Below are 16,200 nucleotides of genomic sequence, written 5' to 3' on the forward strand. Positions count from 1 at the left end.
GAGTGGCTTATCTTTATCTGTATTTAGAGATTAGAAAAGTTTACTTGACCAACCAAGCTTATTTCTAAGTACATGATAGTAGCTATAATCTTTAGGATGAATAAGCTTTAGTTTGCTTGGGCTTTGGAAAATATGAACTTCATCTCCAGGACTAACCGGTAAAGACACCTGCCCATCACAGCTCACTTCTAATGAACTGCGGTTTTCTGGTGAAATGAATAATTTAATGTGACGCTTACCTTCAACAACCAGTGGTCGGCTTGAAAGGGTATGTGGAAACATTGGCACTATTGAGATTGCATTTAGGTTTGGTGACAGAATCGGTCCACCACCGGAAAGTGAATAGGCGGTTGATCCTGTTGGTGTTGAAATGATTAAGCCATCTGATCGTTGTGAGAAAGCAAAACTCTCATCAATATAGACTTCAAACTCAATCATATGAGCGACTTGACCGGGATGAAGAACGACCTCGTTAAAAGCGGTATTGTGACTTTTAACCTGACCATGACGATGAACTTCAGCTTCTAATAAAAAACGCTCTTCTTTGACGAATTCACCATTTAATACAGCCTGTAGTGGCTCTTCAAAATTATCAGGATCAAGGTCGGTTAGAAAGCCAAGATTGCCTCTGTTAACACCAATAACAGAGATATCGAAACGGGATAGAACGCGAGCTGCACCTAGCATATTTCCATCACCACCGACAACAATAGCAAGGTCGGCTTGTTCGCCTAATTTTAATAGGTGATTAAAGTGTTCATCGGGAATATCAGGTAGGGCTTCACGTAAACGGCTATCGATTAATACAGGGTAATTTAATCCAGTAAGCCAATTATAGAGAGCTAAATGTGTTTTTACTGCACTTGGGTCTCTTGGTTTACCAATGATTGCGATAACGTTAAAGGCTGTTTTCATATCCATCATCCGTCATGAAATGGGCAACAAATGTTACAATTAGTACTATTATGCTTGAATCGCTTTATTTAGTCCCCATAATAATGACAAAGTTTTAATTTGCTTATAGAGCGATGCCTTGGTTTGTATTAAGATCGCTTTATATAGCTAATCATTAGCATTCTGGAGAAGCAGTAATGAACAACGAAGAAAACAAAGTTAACGAAGAAGCAGTAGTAGAAGATCACATTGAAGCCGTTGGTACAGAGGCTGATGTTGAGTGGAATGAATCTGCTGAAGATAACCAAGAAGCAAAAATCGCGGAACTAGAAGCAGCATTACTTGCAAGCCAAGCACAGCTTAAAGACCAACAAGATGCGGTTTTACGAGCTAAAGCAGAAGAGCAAAATGTTCGTCGTCGTGCTGAAGGTGATATTGATAAAGCGCGTAAATATGCGTTGAAAAAGTTTGCAGGTGAACTGCTTCCTGTTATCGATAATCTAGAGCGCGCTCTTGAGAATGGCGATAAAGAAAATGAAGCGGCGAAAGCCTTGCTTGAAGGTGTTGAATTAACACTACAAACGTTTATTTCAACGGTTGAAAAGTTTGGTCTAACAGTGATTAATCCAGTTGGCGAAGCATTTAATCCTGAACTTCATCAAGCGATTGGTATGCAAGCAAGCCCTGACCATGAGTCAAATACGGTAATGATTGTGATGCAAAAAGGCTACTCATTAAATGAGCAAGTACTTCGCCCTGCAATGGTTATGGTTGCTCAATAATCACTATTTTTAATTAAATTAAGTGATGGATAATGAAGCGAATTCATAATGAATTCGCTTTTTTTTGTCTTTTTTTTAAGATGAGTTGTCTTTGTTGTTAGAATTCGCCTCATAAATAAGGAATGGGCTTCAAAGGTTTATATATTTACTCTATTGGCTATCGTTATTTCTTTTGTTTTTTACTACATTTTAATCATCATGGAATGATATAAATTAAAATATATGGAAGAAAATATGAAATTAGCATCAATGTTTTTTAGCGCACTGTGTCTATTATAGCCCGTTGAGCCTTGCAGGACATGTTGTTGCTTCTGATACTTATTCATCAATGGCATTACCAAATGATGCAAAAGTATATAATGCACCAACGACTTCTGGATGGGCGAATGGAGCGACGATAGTACAGGGATCCCTAGAGGTGATGCTGCGCCTTCGTATTGGGCTGATGATATTATAGATAAAAGCATCACAACCTCTGAACCTTGGAGTGGAATGACACCGTGGTTTACGGTATTTGAAGATCAAAAAAACATATCGAGAAATGTTCGTGTGGTGATTGGTGATGCTGATATGTGGTTACTTCAATCGCTTGATGGAACAATGAATCCACTAACCGCAGAATGGGTCAATGCTACTGTAAATAGAGCATCGGTCTCTTGGGCTGCTTATTATTCTCACAACATTATTAAATATATTGAAGATGTCCCATACCGCCGTTCTGGTGATGGTTTAAAAGAGTATCAATTGCATCCAGAACATTATCCATTGCATGGTGGAACCAGTAAGGTTGAAAATGTTTTGGCTGCTTTTGTTCGAATGAAAGCATGGTTGGTTCCCGATAAACCACAAGGCAAGCAAGATATTAGTACGGCGAAAGTGTTAATCAGCACCGGAGCAGATTATTACCCAACGGTGAATACATCGGTTTCTCACGGTGATTTATCCAATGCTAATTATCTTCCAGGAGCTGGAGGAAGTCGTTTTCAATATCTAACTACAACACCAACTTGGTATTATATGGGAACGGTTGCTTCTGATGGCTTATTAATTGTGGATGATAATAGCCCCTACATTAAATCGGGTGGTAAAACCTATTTAACAAAAGAAGAATGGCAACAAAATCCTCCGCCTATTGAAGCTAAAGTCGTGGGCTGTAAAACTTTTGACTAAGTTTATATGATTAAAGAACATTCTGAATGATAAGCCTGACATGATTGTTAGGTTTTTTTTTGCTCAGATGAAAATAAAATTGATTTTTTTTTATTGTTTCCCTTGAATTGTGATTTAGCGCCCTTATTAATTACTCATAGAATGAATTATGGGATTTAGTCCCTGTCCTTATCCAAGTTGTTTTGGGTGAGTTTAAATAGATAAATTGGAGATAACCTGATGGGTAAGATCATTGGTATTGACTTAGGTACAACTAACTCTTGTGTTGCTGTTTTAGATGGCGATACGCCACGTATTTTAGAGAATGCAGAGGGTGAACGTACAACGGCATCGGTAATTGCATACACAGATGGCGAAACTCTTGTAGGTCAGCCAGCTAAACGTCAAGCGATTACTAACCCACAAAATACATTATTTGCGATTAAGCGTCTGATCGGTCGTCGTTTTGAAGACGAAGAAGTACAACGTGATATCCAAATTATGCCGTACAAAATTGTTAAAGCTGACAACGGTGATGCTTGGGTTGAAGCGCAAGGCCAAAAAATGGCTGCTCCTCAAGTTTCTGCTGAAATTCTTAAGAAAATGAAGAAAACAGCGGAAGATTTCCTAGGCGAAGAAGTGACTGGCGCAGTAGTAACTGTACCTGCTTACTTTAACGATGCTCAACGTCAAGCAACGAAAGATGCTGGTCGTATCGCAGGTCTTGATGTTAAACGTATCATCAACGAACCAACAGCAGCAGCGCTAGCTTACGGTCTAGACAAAAAAGGCGGCGATCGCACTATCGCAGTATACGACCTTGGTGGTGGTACGTTCGATATCTCTATCATTGAAATCGACAACGTTGATGGTGAGCAAACTTTCGAAGTGCTTGCAACAAACGGCGATACTCACCTAGGTGGTGAAGATTTCGATAACCGCATGATCAACTTCCTAGTAGATGAGTTCAAGAAAGAGCAAGGCATCGACCTTAAAACTGATCCTCTAGCAATGCAACGTGTTAAAGAAGCAGCAGAAAAAGCGAAGATTGAATTATCTTCAGCTCAACAAACTGACGTAAACCTTCCTTACGTTACTGCTGATGCAACAGGTCCTAAGCACATGAACGTTAAAGTTACACGTGCAAAACTAGAATCTCTAGTTGAAGATCTAGTAGTTCGTACTCTTGAACCACTAAAAGTGGCTCTAGCTGATGCTGATTTATCAGTAAGTGAAATCACTGACGTTATCCTAGTTGGTGGCCAAACGCGTATGCCTATGGTTCAAGCTAAAGTTGCTGATTTCTTCGGTAAAGAAGCTCGCCGTGACGTAAACCCTGATGAAGCAGTAGCAATGGGTGCTGCAGTTCAAGGTGGCGTACTAGCTGGTGACGTTAAAGATGTCCTTCTTCTAGATGTTACTCCTCTATCTTTCGGTATCGAAACGATGGGTGGTGTAATGACTAAACTAATCGAGAAGAACACAACGATCCCAACTAAAGCGGACCAAACGTTCTCAACTGCTGAAGATAACCAAAGTGCGGTAACAATCCACGTACTTCAAGGCGAGCGTAAGCAAGCGACATACAATAAATCTCTAGGTCAATTTAACCTAGAAGGTATCCAAGCAGCACCACGTGGTATGCCACAAATCGAAGTAACATTCGACCTAGATGCTGATGGTATCCTAAATGTATCTGCAAAAGATAAATCGACTGGTAAAGAGCAGAAGATCACAATCCAAGCTTCTGGTGGTCTAACAGACGAAGAAATCGAAGCAATGGTACAAGAAGCTGAAGCAAACAAAGACGCGGACAAAAAGTTCGAAGAGCTAGTAACAGCACGTAACCAAGCGGATCAAATGATCCACGGTACGAAGAAACAAATCGAAGAAGCAGGCGATGCCCTTCCAGCTGACGAGAAAGAAAAAATCGAAGCTGCAATCAAAGCACTAGAAGACGTTAAGTCAGGCGATGATAAAGAAGTAATCGATGCGAAAACTCAAGAGCTAATGCAAGCAGCACAAAAGCTAATGGAAATCGCTCAACAGAAAGCGCAAGCACAACAAGGTGCTGAAGCGGGTGAGCAACCTAAGCAAGAAGATGATGTAGTAGACGCTGAGTTCGAAGAAGTTAAGGATAAATAATTCCTGTCGTTTTAAGCCGCTATTTCGGCGTTAAAAGTACTCATTTACTAACGTAAACTCCGTGCTTTTTCCTTGAACTAGCGACTTATAACTTAATGAATTAATTATCGGTTTCTCGATAGAAAATATATTGCGGGCGTTGGAGTTTTCTCTACCGCCCGCAAGTTTGTAATTAGGTCAATCTAGATAATCACTTTCGGTTTGTGCTGATCCTAATTATCTAGATTGAACTCATACTGATGGTGTCACTGCCGGCAGTATCAAAAGAATTGGTGACCAAAGCATGTCTAAACGTGATTTATATGAAGTATTGGGCGTAAGCCGTGATGCTTCTGATCGTGATATTAAGAAAGCCTATAAGCGTCTAGCGATGAAATTCCACCCTGACCGTAATCAGGGGGATGAGACAGCGCCAGAAAAGTTTAAAGAAGTAAAAGTTGCGTATGAGATCTTAACGGATGCTCAAAAGCGTTCAGCTTATGATCAATACGGTCATGCAGCCTTTGAACAAGGTGGTATGGGCGGTGGCGGCGGCTTTGGTGGCGGTCAAGGTGACTTTGGCGATATCTTTGGTGATGTGTTTGGTGACATCTTTGGTGGCGGCCGTCGTGGCGGCGCTCAACAGCGTGCACAACGCGGTTCAGATTTACGTTACAACATGGAACTTACACTAGAAGAAGCGGTTCGTGGTTGTGATAAAGAGATTGAAGTACCAACATTAGTCTCTTGTGATCCATGTGAAGGTACTGGTGCTAAGAAAGGCACATCTTCATCAACTTGTAGCACTTGTCATGGCCATGGCCAAGTTCAAATGCGCCAAGGTTTCTTTGCTGTACAGCAGGCCTGTCCTACATGTCATGGTAAAGGTAAGATCATTAAAGAGCCATGTAACTCTTGTCATGGTGAAGGTCGCGTTCAAAAGACGAAAACGCTTAATGTTAAGATCCCATCAGGGGTTGATACTGGTGACCGTATTCGATTATCTGGCGAAGGTGAAGCAGGAGAGCACGGCGCTCCAGCTGGCGATCTATATGTACAAGTTCACGTCAAGGAACACAACATCTTTGAGCGTGACGGCAACAACTTATACTGCGAAGTACCTGTAAGCTTTACTATGGCTGCTTTAGGTGGTGAAGTTGAAGTTCCTACTCTTGATGGTCGCGTAAGCTTGAAAGTACCTCTAGAAACTCAAACGGGCCGTATGTTCCGTATGCGTGGTAAGGGTGTTAAAGGCGTTCGTACGCACAGTGCTGGTGATTTAATCGTTAAACTGATTGTTGAAACTCCAGTTAAACTGACTAAGCGTCAAAAAGAGCTTCTTCAAGAGTTCCAAGAATCTTTTGATGGGAAAGATGCGAAAAAGCATAATCCAAAATCAGAAGGCTTCTTATCTGGTGTGAAAAACTTTTTTGATGATTTAACTAAATAAGTTAATCCGTCAGTAAATAAATTGAAACCTAATGATATTTATTTTATATTGTTAGGTTTTTTTATGCCAAAAACAAATAATAAGATATATTTTTCACACCTCTTGACCATTATTTATACTTAATCGTTTATTATGTAACCAATTGTGTTTTTAGCTTCTTAATAGATGAGAGAGTCGGCATGGTGTTATTTAAACGGATATTGTTAGTATTTATTGTTTTATTATTTGGCTTAGCTTCTGCCAGTGCAGACATAATGCAGGGCGGAAAAACAGTACCAAGTTTCAAGCAGGATGCCGAGTCTATCCGACATACTTATGAAACTCAGCTCTATACTTTATCTGCATTTAAAGCGGGTCATTATGGTTTACGCATGTATCGCCAAACGATGGACCCCAAATACTCTGCTGCTATTTGGTCTGATATGGCACGAGTTGCTAGTCGACTTAATCAATTTTCTTCAGAAGTACACACTCCTAAACAAATTGAGGCTTATTCACAAAAACGCTTAAGCACATATGTCGATGATACAGATGTCCGTAGCATGTTACGTTATCAAGCGACTAAATCCATGCCTGAATATTTTTATCTTGGTGTCGATTTACTCGGTTCAATGGCAAGAGCAGACGAGTACGGATTAAAACATTGTAATGATAAAGAGCTAAGAGAAATCATTCGTCGTTATGATTTTAAAAAATACGCGACAGATGAAGCGATGATAAAAGCATGGGCAGCTCAGCTAGCGAACCAAGTTTATTGGTTACGTCAATTAGGTGAGCAGGATGTGGTTGATGAGTTTGTTGAAGCATTCAAATTAGCCTACCCAGATAATAAAGATGCAGCGCTTTCTAAGCAGCAGTATGGCAATAAAATCTATGGCTTAACGCATATTTTATTAGCCGACTCTCAATATTATCAATACCCCCTAAAAGAGTCTGATCATCAATGGATATATGATTATCTGCGTAATAATATTGATACTATTTTAGAAAGAGCCAAAGAAGACATTATTTCAGAAGTAGGAATTACCTTCTTATTGGCAGGGTTAGAAGATGACCCTGTAGTCTATAAAACACAAAAACACATTCAAGATGCGATTAACCGTGAGAAGAATATGGTGCCATCAACATCAAACAGTACTGATTTAACTGATGGTGAGCACCGTAATGTATTAGCGATAATGTTGCTTGATTGGCAAACGCCGCATGCCGCGCCAACGATTCAAAATGAACCAAGAGTATTTACAAGTAAGCCCTATGGCCTAGTGAAAAAATAAACTAACGTCTTTGTATTGTTAGCCACTTACACTTACATTGTAAATAAAATAAAAAATGCCCAGAGATAATGATATCGCTGGGCATTTTTATTGAATCAGATAAGAGTATTTAGTTTACGCTAGGCCTTGAAGCTTAACGAATTTCTCTAGTAACTCTTCATCTGTTTCTATGTTGTTTGGATCTGAAACGACACAATTGTTGATTGGGCAAACAGACTGACAAGTAGGGATATCGTAATGCCCCTTACATTCAGTGCATAGGTCTGGATTAATCTCGTAGATATTATCACCCATGCTGATTGCTTCGTTTGGGCACTCTGGCTCACACATATCACAATTGATGCATTTCTTATTGATCAATAACGCCATTACTTACTTGCCGTGTGGGTTACGAGTATCTTCACCCGTGTGTAAGTTACGCATTAGAAGACCGTATTCTAAATCAACGTTCGCAGGAACAGGTATAAACACAAAATGGCCATTGCCTTTTGCTTCATCAACAGCTTCACTCTTACGGTTTTCCATTACATCTAGAGTCAGTGTTAGGTTACCTTGTGGTGTCATGATCTCTACAGAGTCACCGACTAAGAATTTATTCTTAACATCAACTTCAGCTAAATCACCACGGCGTTTACCTGTGAACTCACCAACGAATTGTTGAGAATCAGAGATAGAGTAGCCGTAATCGTAATTTTGGTATGTGTCATGTGTATGACGACGTAAGAAGCCTTCTGTGTAACCACGGTGAGCTAGGCTTTCTAGCGTACCCATTAGGCTTTCATCGAATGGTTTGCCTGCAACTGCATCATCAATCGCTTTACGATAAACTTGAGCAGTACGAGCACAGTAGTAGAAAGACTTAGTACGACCTTCGATTTTAAGAGAGTGAACTCCCATCTTAGTTAGGCGCTCTACGTGTTGGATAGCACGAAGATCTTTAGAGTTCATGATGTAAGTACCATGCTCGTCTTCAAATGCAGCCATTTTCTCTTCAGGGCGGTGTGCTTCAGAAAGAAGAACTACTTCTTTAGTCGGTTTGCCTAAACCTAGAGTGTTGTCTGGACGTTCGTCTTGAACTTCCACATCTTGGATCTCAACACCGGTTGGATTCGCTTCAACGATTTGACCGTTTTCGTCTTCTTTAGCTTCTTCAGCTTTGTATTCCCAACGACATGCATTAGTACATGTACCTTGGTTCGGATCACGCTTGTTCATGTAGCCAGAAAGTAAGCAGCGACCAGAGTACGCCATGCATAATGCACCGTGTACAAAAATTTCTAGTTCTGTATCAGGGCAGTGTTCACGGATCTCTTCAATTTCTTCTAGTGATAATTCACGAGATAGGATCACACGCTCAACACCTTGAGTCGACCAGAATTTCACTGTAGCCCAGTTAACCGCGTTAGCTTGAACTGACAGGTGAATAACTACTTCAGGGAAAGCTTCACGAACCATCATGATTAAACCAGGATCTGACATGATTAATGCGTCAGGGCCCATCGCAACGATTGGCTCTAAGTCACGAATGAAGGTTTTTAACTTTGAGTTATGTGGTTGGATATTGCATACCACATACAGTTTTTTACCTTGCGCGTGCGCTTCGTTAATGCCGATTTCTAGGTTTTCATGGTTGAATTCGTTGTTACGAACACGAAGGCTGTAACGTGGCTGGCCTGCATAAACTGCATCTGCACCGTAGGCAAACGCATAACGCATATTTTTAAGGCTGCCCGCAGGCGAAAGTAGTTCTGGCTTAAACATGATTGCTTCCCAATGTTGTATTCTGATCTCAGGTCAGGTCATATCACTCGGATATGAAGGAGGCCGGATTTTACATGGAAAGTGAGGGAAGTGCTAGGGTATAAAGAGAGGTTTCAGGTCGCCTCGCTTGCAGGTTGAAGAAAACAACAAAGAAAATAGGGGATTAAGAGTTCAGATCGCTGCGCTAGCAGATTTCAGAGGTGTTTGCTGACAGTATAATATTAAAGAAAATTATTTTTTATTGGTGATCTTGCCGCAAGCACCTCTAAACCCTTCAAGGGAGCTTGCGACCGATCTGAACCCTGCTTTTACTCTTCCTCTTCAATGCCACCAAGTGCTTTGAAAAGGTCAGGCAGCAGAGCATCAAGCTCTGAACTCATTAGAGAAAAATCAGCATCAAAACGTGCTGCTTTATCTTCAAAACCAATATCTTCGTTTTGGTCTTTAATTTCATCGCTGAATTTTAGGCGTTTTAGAGATAGGTCATCCGCAAGGATAAACTCTAAACGGTCTTGCCAAGTTAGTGCTAACTTCGTTACGACTTTGTTTGCATCAATATGAGCGTGGATCTCATCACACACTAATTCTTGTTGTTTACAACGGATCACGCCGCCATCTTCTAAGATAGCTTTTAGTTCTGCTTCTTCACCCATCTCAAAGCCTTGAGGAGTCGTGCCTGTTTTAACCCATTCGGTTAATGCATTTTCAATAGGTTGCGTTGAAGTAAGAGGAACAACAGGTAAGCTGCCAATGGATTTACGCAGTAACGCTAGTACGTCTTCTGCTTTTTTGTAGCTGCCTGCATCAACAATAATAAAACCTGATTCAGGCAAGATTAATGCGTAAGTTTGTTGGTGTTTGCTAAAAGCGCGAGGAAGAAGATCAATCACGATGTCATCTTTAATAGAGTCTTTCTCTTTTTTCTTAAGAGGGCGACCTTGCTCTAGTTCCATAGCATCAATTTTTGCGTTCATTGACTCTTTAATCACTGACGCTGGTAACATCTTTTCTTCTTTCTTAGCGCAGATAAGAATATTTTTGCTTGCTACGTGAGTTAGCATATCACCATGACGGCCCATTGCAGTTACCCAGCCAAACTTTTGCATGTCTTGGCTACCACAAGGTGTGAAACGGAAATCGTTCAGTTGTTTTTCAAGTTGTTCAGGATTGAGATCAATCTCTTTAGTAAAACGATAAATTAAACAATTTTTAAACCACATCATGCTGCTGAATTCCTGTCTTTTTTAAGTGCGCTTATGATAGGAGATTTTGGTCCATTATGCTTGCAAAGTTTTCGGGATTTTAGGGAAATGCCCATAAGGTTGAAAATTGAATGATGAATTTATGAACTTTTCTTTTCAATGATCACAAAAGTGTCATAATTACCTTTAATAATAGCGTTATAAGTTTTGTTGGCTAATTTAGGTAAAAAGAATGTCTAGAAGGATCCTTGTAGTAGAAGATGAAGCGCCAATCCGTGAAATGCTGTGTTTTGTATTAGAGCAGAAAGGATATGAACCAATAGAAGCAGAAGATTATGACACTGCGCTTGGTTTACTCTGCGAACCTTACCCTGATTTAATTTTGCTGGATTGGATGTTGCCAGGTGGCTCAGGTATTAATTTGATTAAGCACCTTAAGCGTGATGAGTTTACCAAAAAAATTCCAGTGGTAATGCTCACCGCTCGCGGTGAAGAAGAAGACAAAGTGCGCGGTCTTGAAGTTGGCGCAGATGATTACATTACAAAACCATTTTCACCAAAAGAGTTAATGGCGCGCTTGAAAGCGGTTATTCGTCGAGTATCTCCAACATCAGTTGAAGAGTTGATTGATGTTCAAGGTTTGAAACTAGATCCTGTTTCACATCGTGTAACCGCGAATGATAAGGCATTAGATATGGGGCCGACTGAGTTTAAAATGTTGCATTTCTTTATGACTCATCAAGAGCGAGTTTATAGCCGTGAGCAATTATTAAATAATGTATGGGGCACAAACGTGTATGTAGAAGATCGCACGGTTGATGTTCATATTCGTCGTCTTCGTAAAGCGCTAGAGCTAGAGGGGCATGACCGCTTAGTTCAAACTGTTCGTGGCGCGGGTTACCGTTTTTCTGTTCAAGCATCGTAATTAATAATCAATAAAAGCACAAAAGGTAAGATACATGGTTGAACGTCTTTCTTGGAAAAAGTTAGTCGGTGAATTGGCTTTTTTTTACATACCTTGGATCATTGTCGGGTATTTGTTTGATGCGATATGGCCATTGTTGTTTCTTGCCTCGTTTATTTTATTAATTTGGCATTTGCATAACCAAATTAAAATGTCTCGTTGGTTGCATGAAGGACGCAAAGCAACGCCTCCTTCGGCCTCTGGCAGTTGGGAACCTATTTTTGATGAAACGTATCGTTTACAGAAGAGGCACAAAAAGCGTCGTAAAGAATTATCTGCATTAATTCGCCGTTTTCGACAAGGTGCAGAGGCTCTGCCTGATGCGGTGGTGGTTTTCCGTAATGAAGGAAATATTGTTTGGTGTAATAGCTTAGCGCAATCGCTTCTTGGTTTTCGCTGGCCTGATGATTCAGGGCACCCGATTACAAATTTAATACGCTCCCCAGATTTTTTTCAGTATTTAATGGCTCAGGATTTTGATATTCCATTAGATATGCCGTCTCCTATCAATACAGATAAAACACTTGAAATACGTATCGTGACATACAGTGATGGTGAGTATTTGATGGTAGTGCGTGATGTTAGTCAGATTAAACAATTAGAAGGGATGCGTCGTAACTTTTTTGCTAATGTGTCTCACGAATTACGAACTCCAATGACCGTGCTTCGTGGCTATTTAGAAATGTCAGAAGACCCAGAGATGCTTGTTGGCCCAATGTGGAATCGAGCCCATGGAGTAATGACGGAACAATTGTCGCGGATGGAAAGTTTGGTTGAGCAGTTATTAACACTTTCTAAGATAGAGGCCGCGGCGACATCTATGTTGGAAGATCGTGTTGATGTACCTTCTATGCTCGATATTTTAGAGAAGGAAGCGGTGGCACTAAGTGGAAATAGAAACCACAAAGTAACCTTTAATATAGAGCATGATCTTAAAGTGCTAGGTGATGAAGACCAATTACGTAGTGCGATTTCAAATTTGGTTTATAACGCAGTTAAACATACGACTGATGGCGCAGAGATTACTGTTGAATGGAAGAAAGCTAAGTCTGGCGCAATATTAATGGTCACAGATTCTGGTCAAGGCATAGAGCCGCAACATATCCCTCGCTTAACGGAACGTTTTTATCGTGTAGATAAAGCTCGTTCAAGAGATACTGGTGGCAGTGGGCTAGGACTTGCTATTGTAAAACATGCACTTAGTCATCATGATTCACAATTAGAAATACAGAGTAAATTAGGAAAAGGAAGTACTTTCTCGTTTATTCTCCCTAAAAAATTGATTTTGAAATAAGGACATAATGAATAACATGCATAGTCAAATACAAAGATGGTCTCGGGCGCTTTTTCCTGTGGGATTTCTTTGGTTGTGCATTGCTCAAAGTAGCTTGGCCTACGATGGGAAATTATCTCATTATGAACGTGTATCAGGTATTTCTGGTAATTTGTCTTCAATTGGTTCTGATACTCTTGCAAATATGATGACACTTTGGGCGGAAGATTTTCAACGGATCTACCCCCGAGTTAATATTCAAATTCAAGCTTCAGGCTCGTCAACAGCCCCTCCTGCATTAATTGAAAGTACGGCACAATTTGGACCGATGAGTCGTGAGATGCGGCAAAGTGAAAAAGCCGCTTTTGAAAGACAATTTGGTTACCCACCTACTGAAATCCGAGTCGCTATTGATGCCCTCGGAATTTTTGTTCATCAGGATAACCCAATTAAAGGGTTAGATTTTATTCAACTTGATGCAATATTTTCAGCCACATTACGCTGTGGTGCATTAAAACCGATTAATCGCTGGCAAGATTTAGGTATAAAGAGTCGTTGGGCTACGCATCAAATCCAATTATTTGGTCGTAACTCAGTGTCTGGTACCTATGGCTATTTTAAAAATAACGCCTTGTGTGACGGAGATTTTAAAGTCAATGTTAATGAGCAACCGGGATCTGCGTCGGTGGTTCAAGGAATTTCAGCTTCAGTTAATGGCATTGGTTACTCAGGCGTGGGCTATCAAATGTCTGGGGTGAAATTATTACCTATCAGTAAAGAAGGTACTGATTATATTGAGCCAACAACGGATAATATAACGAGTGGTAAATACCCTTTAGCTCGTTTCTTATATATTTACATAAATAAGCCTCCAACTGCAAAGCTTAAGCCTTTGGAGGCTGAATTTATTCGTTATATGCTTTCTGAGAACGGACAAAAAAGAGTAGAGCAAGATGGATACATTGCACTGTCTGAGCGATTTGTTTTACAAGAACTGTCCAAATTAGATTTGCACTAAACTGTCATTATAGTGTCATCCACATAATGAAATATAAAATAACTATCAATAATTAAGAACAGAGGTTAACTCATCATGGCATACGCCAAACCTAATCAGAGATCTAGAGATAAACAGCGACGTGTTGTTGATCTGATTATGCGTGTGTGGGTGAAATCCAGTGGCATAGGGATCATTGCTGCTCTTATGCTTATTTGCTTTTATTTATTAGCGGTTATTGCTCCTATTTTCACACCAGTAAGTGTTGAATCTCTTTCTCAATATACTGTTTCTTACGATAATAAAACGTTGGCAATAGGTTCGGATGAGCAAGGAAAAATGGCTTATCGAATTGATGATACTGGGCGTGTTCAGTTTATTGATCTAATGAACAAAAAATTAGTGAGTGAACAGCAGATCATAAAAAATTCAACGGCTTTTACTTCAACGATTGAAAGCCAAGATTGGTTCGCATTTGGGGATGATAAGGGGCGTGTCCAGTTTGCTCAAATTGGATTTCAAACAAACTACTCAAAAGGAAATAGACAACTTATTCCTTTGGTTGAAAAATTTGCGCCATTTCCTTCTATTCAGGTAGATGAACAACAACAAGCATTAACTCAATTGGCATTAAGTTTAACCGCAACTGAAGGGGTTATTTTAGCTAAGACAAAAGATGAGCGTTTATTGGGGGTTGAGCTTGATAGTGTGGTTAATCAAATGAGTGGTGAAATGGTATGGAAAGCAGTACCTATCACATTTGATAAAGCTGGTTTAGATAAAATTGATGCATTACTTTCAATGGTGATAACACCGAATAATGATTTTCTATATTTGTTATATCAACATGAATTACAAGTTTGGAATTTAAAAGATCATAAAGCGAGTTTGCGTGAGCGAATTATATTAAAAGATCCTGCCCAAAAGTTAGTTTTACTTTCTGGCGCTCACTCTGTTTTAGTTCAATTTGAAAATGGCGATCTATCACAGTGGTTTGATACGATTAATAATGAAAAGCGCTCATTAACATTAATTCGAACTTTTCATGTTGGATCTCCTATTTCACAGTTGGCACCAGAAGTGTATCGAAAAGGGGTGAGTATTATTGATACTAAGGGTGATTTAGCTCTTATTCACACGACCACAGAAAAAGCACTTTATCGTCAGCATATGTTTAATGATGATGTGCTGGCTGTCACTCAACCTCCTAATGCAGAAAAGCTTATCGTTCTTACTCAAAAAGGATGGCAATGCTTTGAGGTTACGAATCCGCACCCTGAGGTAAGTGTGCAATCTGTTTTTGGTAAAATGTGGTATGAAGGCTATCCGGAGCCTGCTTATATTTGGCAATCAACCGCAGCAAATGATGATTTTGAATCTAAATTCAGTTTAATGCCTCTGGCTTTTGGTACCTTAAAAGCCGCTTTCTATGCGTTAATTTTTGCAGGTCCAATCGCTATTGGTAGCGCTATTTATACCGCTTACTTCATGTCTTCCAATGTTCGTCGGTATGTAAAACCAACCATTGAAATTATGGAGGCACTACCGACCGTTATTATTGGTTTGTTAGCGGGAATTTGGTTAGCCCCCATTGTTGAAAATAATTTAGTAGCCGTATTTAGCTTATTTGTATTTTTCCCCTTAAGTATGATGATTATTGCGTTTATATGGCACATATTACCAGCTCATATAATGAGGAAGTTGCCTAGAGGACAGCATGCAATTTTACTGATCCCCGCGTTGATTGGGATTGGGTATCTTACTTTCCAGTATGGTTATTTAATTGAAAGCTGGCTATTTGATGGTGATTTACGACATTACCTTGGTGATAAAGGGGTCGGTTACGATCAACGTAATGCATTAGTGGTTGGGATTGCAATGGGCGCAGCTATTATCCCGACGATTTATACGATAGCAGAAGACGCTATTTTTTCAGTACCTAAACATTTATCTGAAGGCTCATTAGCTTTGGGTGCTACCCAGTGGCAAACCTTAACTAAAGTGGTTTTGTTAACGGCAAGTCCTGGTATTTTTTCTGCGGTGATGATGGGGTTAGGTCGTGCGGTTGGTGAGACTATGATTGTATTAATGGCAACCGGTAATACACCAATTATGGATGGTAACATTTTAGAAGGAATGCGAACTCTTGCCGCAAATATTGCGATTGAGATGCCAGAATCAGAAATGGGCAGCACACATTTTAGAATGCTTTTCTTAGCCGCCTTTTTATTATTTGTTTTTACCTTTTTCGTTAACTCATTGGCTGAATGGATACGCCAAGGGTTACGTGAAAAGTACCGTAGTTTATAGGTTGGTGATATGACGGTGAA

The 16,200-nt window shown here is 40.0% G+C and carries 13 protein-coding genes; 9 read left to right on the forward strand and 4 right to left on the reverse strand.

Annotated features, from left to right (window positions below):
* Positions 1 to 30 precede the first annotated feature (30 nt).
* Entirely contained in the window at positions 31 to 915 is an 885-nt protein-coding gene (gene nadK, locus AC2IP4_RS02695) for an NAD(+) kinase (RefSeq protein WP_060991703.1), read from the reverse strand.
* Between the two features lie 176 nt (positions 916 to 1,091).
* Here nadK and grpE point away from each other — a divergent pair, with 176 nt between their 5' ends.
* The 5 genes from grpE (at position 1,092) to AC2IP4_RS02720 (ending at position 7,673) form a co-directional block, all read left to right on the forward strand.
* Positions 1,092 to 1,676 carry a nucleotide exchange factor GrpE gene (gene grpE, locus AC2IP4_RS02700; RefSeq protein WP_105055334.1) on the forward strand — a complete coding sequence of 195 codons (585 nt, stop codon included), beginning with the start codon at positions 1,092 to 1,094 and terminating at the stop codon, positions 1,674 to 1,676.
* A 378-nt stretch (positions 1,677 to 2,054) separates the two neighbouring features.
* Positions 2,055 to 2,846: a hypothetical protein gene (locus AC2IP4_RS02705; RefSeq protein ID WP_486306713.1), complete on the forward strand. Its 792-nt coding sequence runs from the start codon at positions 2,055 to 2,057 to the stop codon at positions 2,844 to 2,846.
* A 219-nt stretch (positions 2,847 to 3,065) separates the two neighbouring features.
* Positions 3,066 to 4,970, forward strand: a complete 1,905-nt coding sequence (gene dnaK / locus AC2IP4_RS02710; protein ID WP_375321112.1) for a molecular chaperone DnaK — start codon at positions 3,066 to 3,068, stop codon at positions 4,968 to 4,970.
* Positions 4,971 to 5,253: 283 nt separating this feature from the next.
* Positions 5,254 to 6,399 (forward strand): molecular chaperone DnaJ, encoded by a 1,146-nt coding sequence (gene dnaJ, locus AC2IP4_RS02715; protein WP_375321111.1) that lies wholly within the window; start codon positions 5,254 to 5,256, stop codon positions 6,397 to 6,399.
* A 179-nt stretch (positions 6,400 to 6,578) separates the two neighbouring features.
* Positions 6,579 to 7,673 carry a DUF3541 domain-containing protein gene (locus tag AC2IP4_RS02720; protein WP_486310531.1) on the forward strand — a complete coding sequence of 365 codons (1,095 nt, stop codon included), beginning with the start codon at positions 6,579 to 6,581 and terminating at the stop codon, positions 7,671 to 7,673.
* Positions 7,674 to 7,787: 114 nt separating this feature from the next.
* Here the strand turns inward: AC2IP4_RS02720 and AC2IP4_RS02725 are convergent, their stop codons facing one another.
* From AC2IP4_RS02725 to rdgC, 3 genes are all read right to left on the reverse strand, one after another.
* Positions 7,788 to 8,042, reverse strand: coding sequence for a YfhL family 4Fe-4S dicluster ferredoxin (locus AC2IP4_RS02725; RefSeq protein WP_060991694.1), 255 nt, complete (start codon positions 8,040 to 8,042; stop codon positions 7,788 to 7,790).
* A 3-nt stretch (positions 8,043 to 8,045) separates the two neighbouring features.
* A complete protein-coding gene (trhP, locus tag AC2IP4_RS02730; RefSeq protein WP_486310532.1) occupies positions 8,046 to 9,434 on the reverse strand; it encodes a prephenate-dependent tRNA uridine(34) hydroxylase TrhP in 1,389 nt (462 codons plus the stop codon).
* 308 nt (positions 9,435 to 9,742) lie between these two features.
* Positions 9,743 to 10,654, reverse strand: a complete 912-nt coding sequence (gene rdgC / locus AC2IP4_RS02735; protein ID WP_375322816.1) for a recombination-associated protein RdgC — start codon at positions 10,652 to 10,654, stop codon at positions 9,743 to 9,745.
* A 214-nt stretch (positions 10,655 to 10,868) separates the two neighbouring features.
* On the opposite strand from rdgC, the gene phoB reads away from it, so the two are divergent.
* The 4 genes from phoB to AC2IP4_RS02755 all read left to right on the forward strand — a co-directional run bounded on the left by phoB (position 10,869) and on the right by AC2IP4_RS02755 (position 16,180).
* Positions 10,869 to 11,561, forward strand: a complete 693-nt coding sequence (phoB, locus tag AC2IP4_RS02740; protein ID WP_375321109.1) for a phosphate regulon transcriptional regulator PhoB — start codon at positions 10,869 to 10,871, stop codon at positions 11,559 to 11,561.
* Positions 11,562 to 11,595: 34 nt separating this feature from the next.
* Positions 11,596 to 12,894: a phosphate regulon sensor histidine kinase PhoR gene (gene phoR / locus AC2IP4_RS02745; protein WP_375321108.1), complete on the forward strand. Its 1,299-nt coding sequence runs from the start codon at positions 11,596 to 11,598 to the stop codon at positions 12,892 to 12,894.
* 7 nt (positions 12,895 to 12,901) lie between these two features.
* Positions 12,902 to 13,891, forward strand: coding sequence for a PstS family phosphate ABC transporter substrate-binding protein (locus AC2IP4_RS02750; protein ID WP_375321107.1), 990 nt, complete (start codon positions 12,902 to 12,904; stop codon positions 13,889 to 13,891).
* A 75-nt stretch (positions 13,892 to 13,966) separates the two neighbouring features.
* The gene (locus AC2IP4_RS02755; protein ID WP_486310533.1) at positions 13,967 to 16,180 is read left to right on the forward strand and encodes an ABC transporter permease subunit; all 2,214 of its coding nucleotides are present in this window, start codon (positions 13,967 to 13,969) and stop codon (positions 16,178 to 16,180) included.
* Positions 16,181 to 16,200: the final 20 nt, after the last annotated feature.

It is taken from the genome of Aliivibrio thorii, from assembly GCF_057368585.1.

Coding starts and splice junctions, on each gene's coding strand:
- dnaK (WP_375321112.1), top strand. CDS start 3,066: ATGGGTAAGATCATTGGTATTGACTTAGGTACAACTAACTCTTGTGTT.
- AC2IP4_RS02720 (WP_486310531.1), top strand. CDS start 6,579: ATGGTGTTATTTAAACGGATATTGTTAGTATTTATTGTTTTATTATTT.
- rdgC (WP_375322816.1), bottom strand. CDS start 10,654: ATGTGGTTTAAAAATTGTTTAATTTATCGTTTTACTAAAGAGATTGAT.
- phoB (WP_375321109.1), top strand. CDS start 10,869: ATGTCTAGAAGGATCCTTGTAGTAGAAGATGAAGCGCCAATCCGTGAA.
- AC2IP4_RS02755 (WP_486310533.1), top strand. CDS start 13,967: ATGGCATACGCCAAACCTAATCAGAGATCTAGAGATAAACAGCGACGT.
- AC2IP4_RS02705 (WP_486306713.1), top strand. CDS start 2,055: ATGGGCGAATGGAGCGACGATAGTACAGGGATCCCTAGAGGTGATGCT.
- AC2IP4_RS02725 (WP_060991694.1), bottom strand. CDS start 8,042: ATGGCGTTATTGATCAATAAGAAATGCATCAATTGTGATATGTGTGAG.
- phoR (WP_375321108.1), top strand. CDS start 11,596: ATGGTTGAACGTCTTTCTTGGAAAAAGTTAGTCGGTGAATTGGCTTTT.
- dnaJ (WP_375321111.1), top strand. CDS start 5,254: ATGTCTAAACGTGATTTATATGAAGTATTGGGCGTAAGCCGTGATGCT.
- nadK (WP_060991703.1), bottom strand. CDS start 915: ATGAAAACAGCCTTTAACGTTATCGCAATCATTGGTAAACCAAGAGAC.
- AC2IP4_RS02750 (WP_375321107.1), top strand. CDS start 12,902: ATGAATAACATGCATAGTCAAATACAAAGATGGTCTCGGGCGCTTTTT.
- grpE (WP_105055334.1), top strand. CDS start 1,092: ATGAACAACGAAGAAAACAAAGTTAACGAAGAAGCAGTAGTAGAAGAT.
- trhP (WP_486310532.1), bottom strand. CDS start 9,434: ATGTTTAAGCCAGAACTACTTTCGCCTGCGGGCAGCCTTAAAAATATG.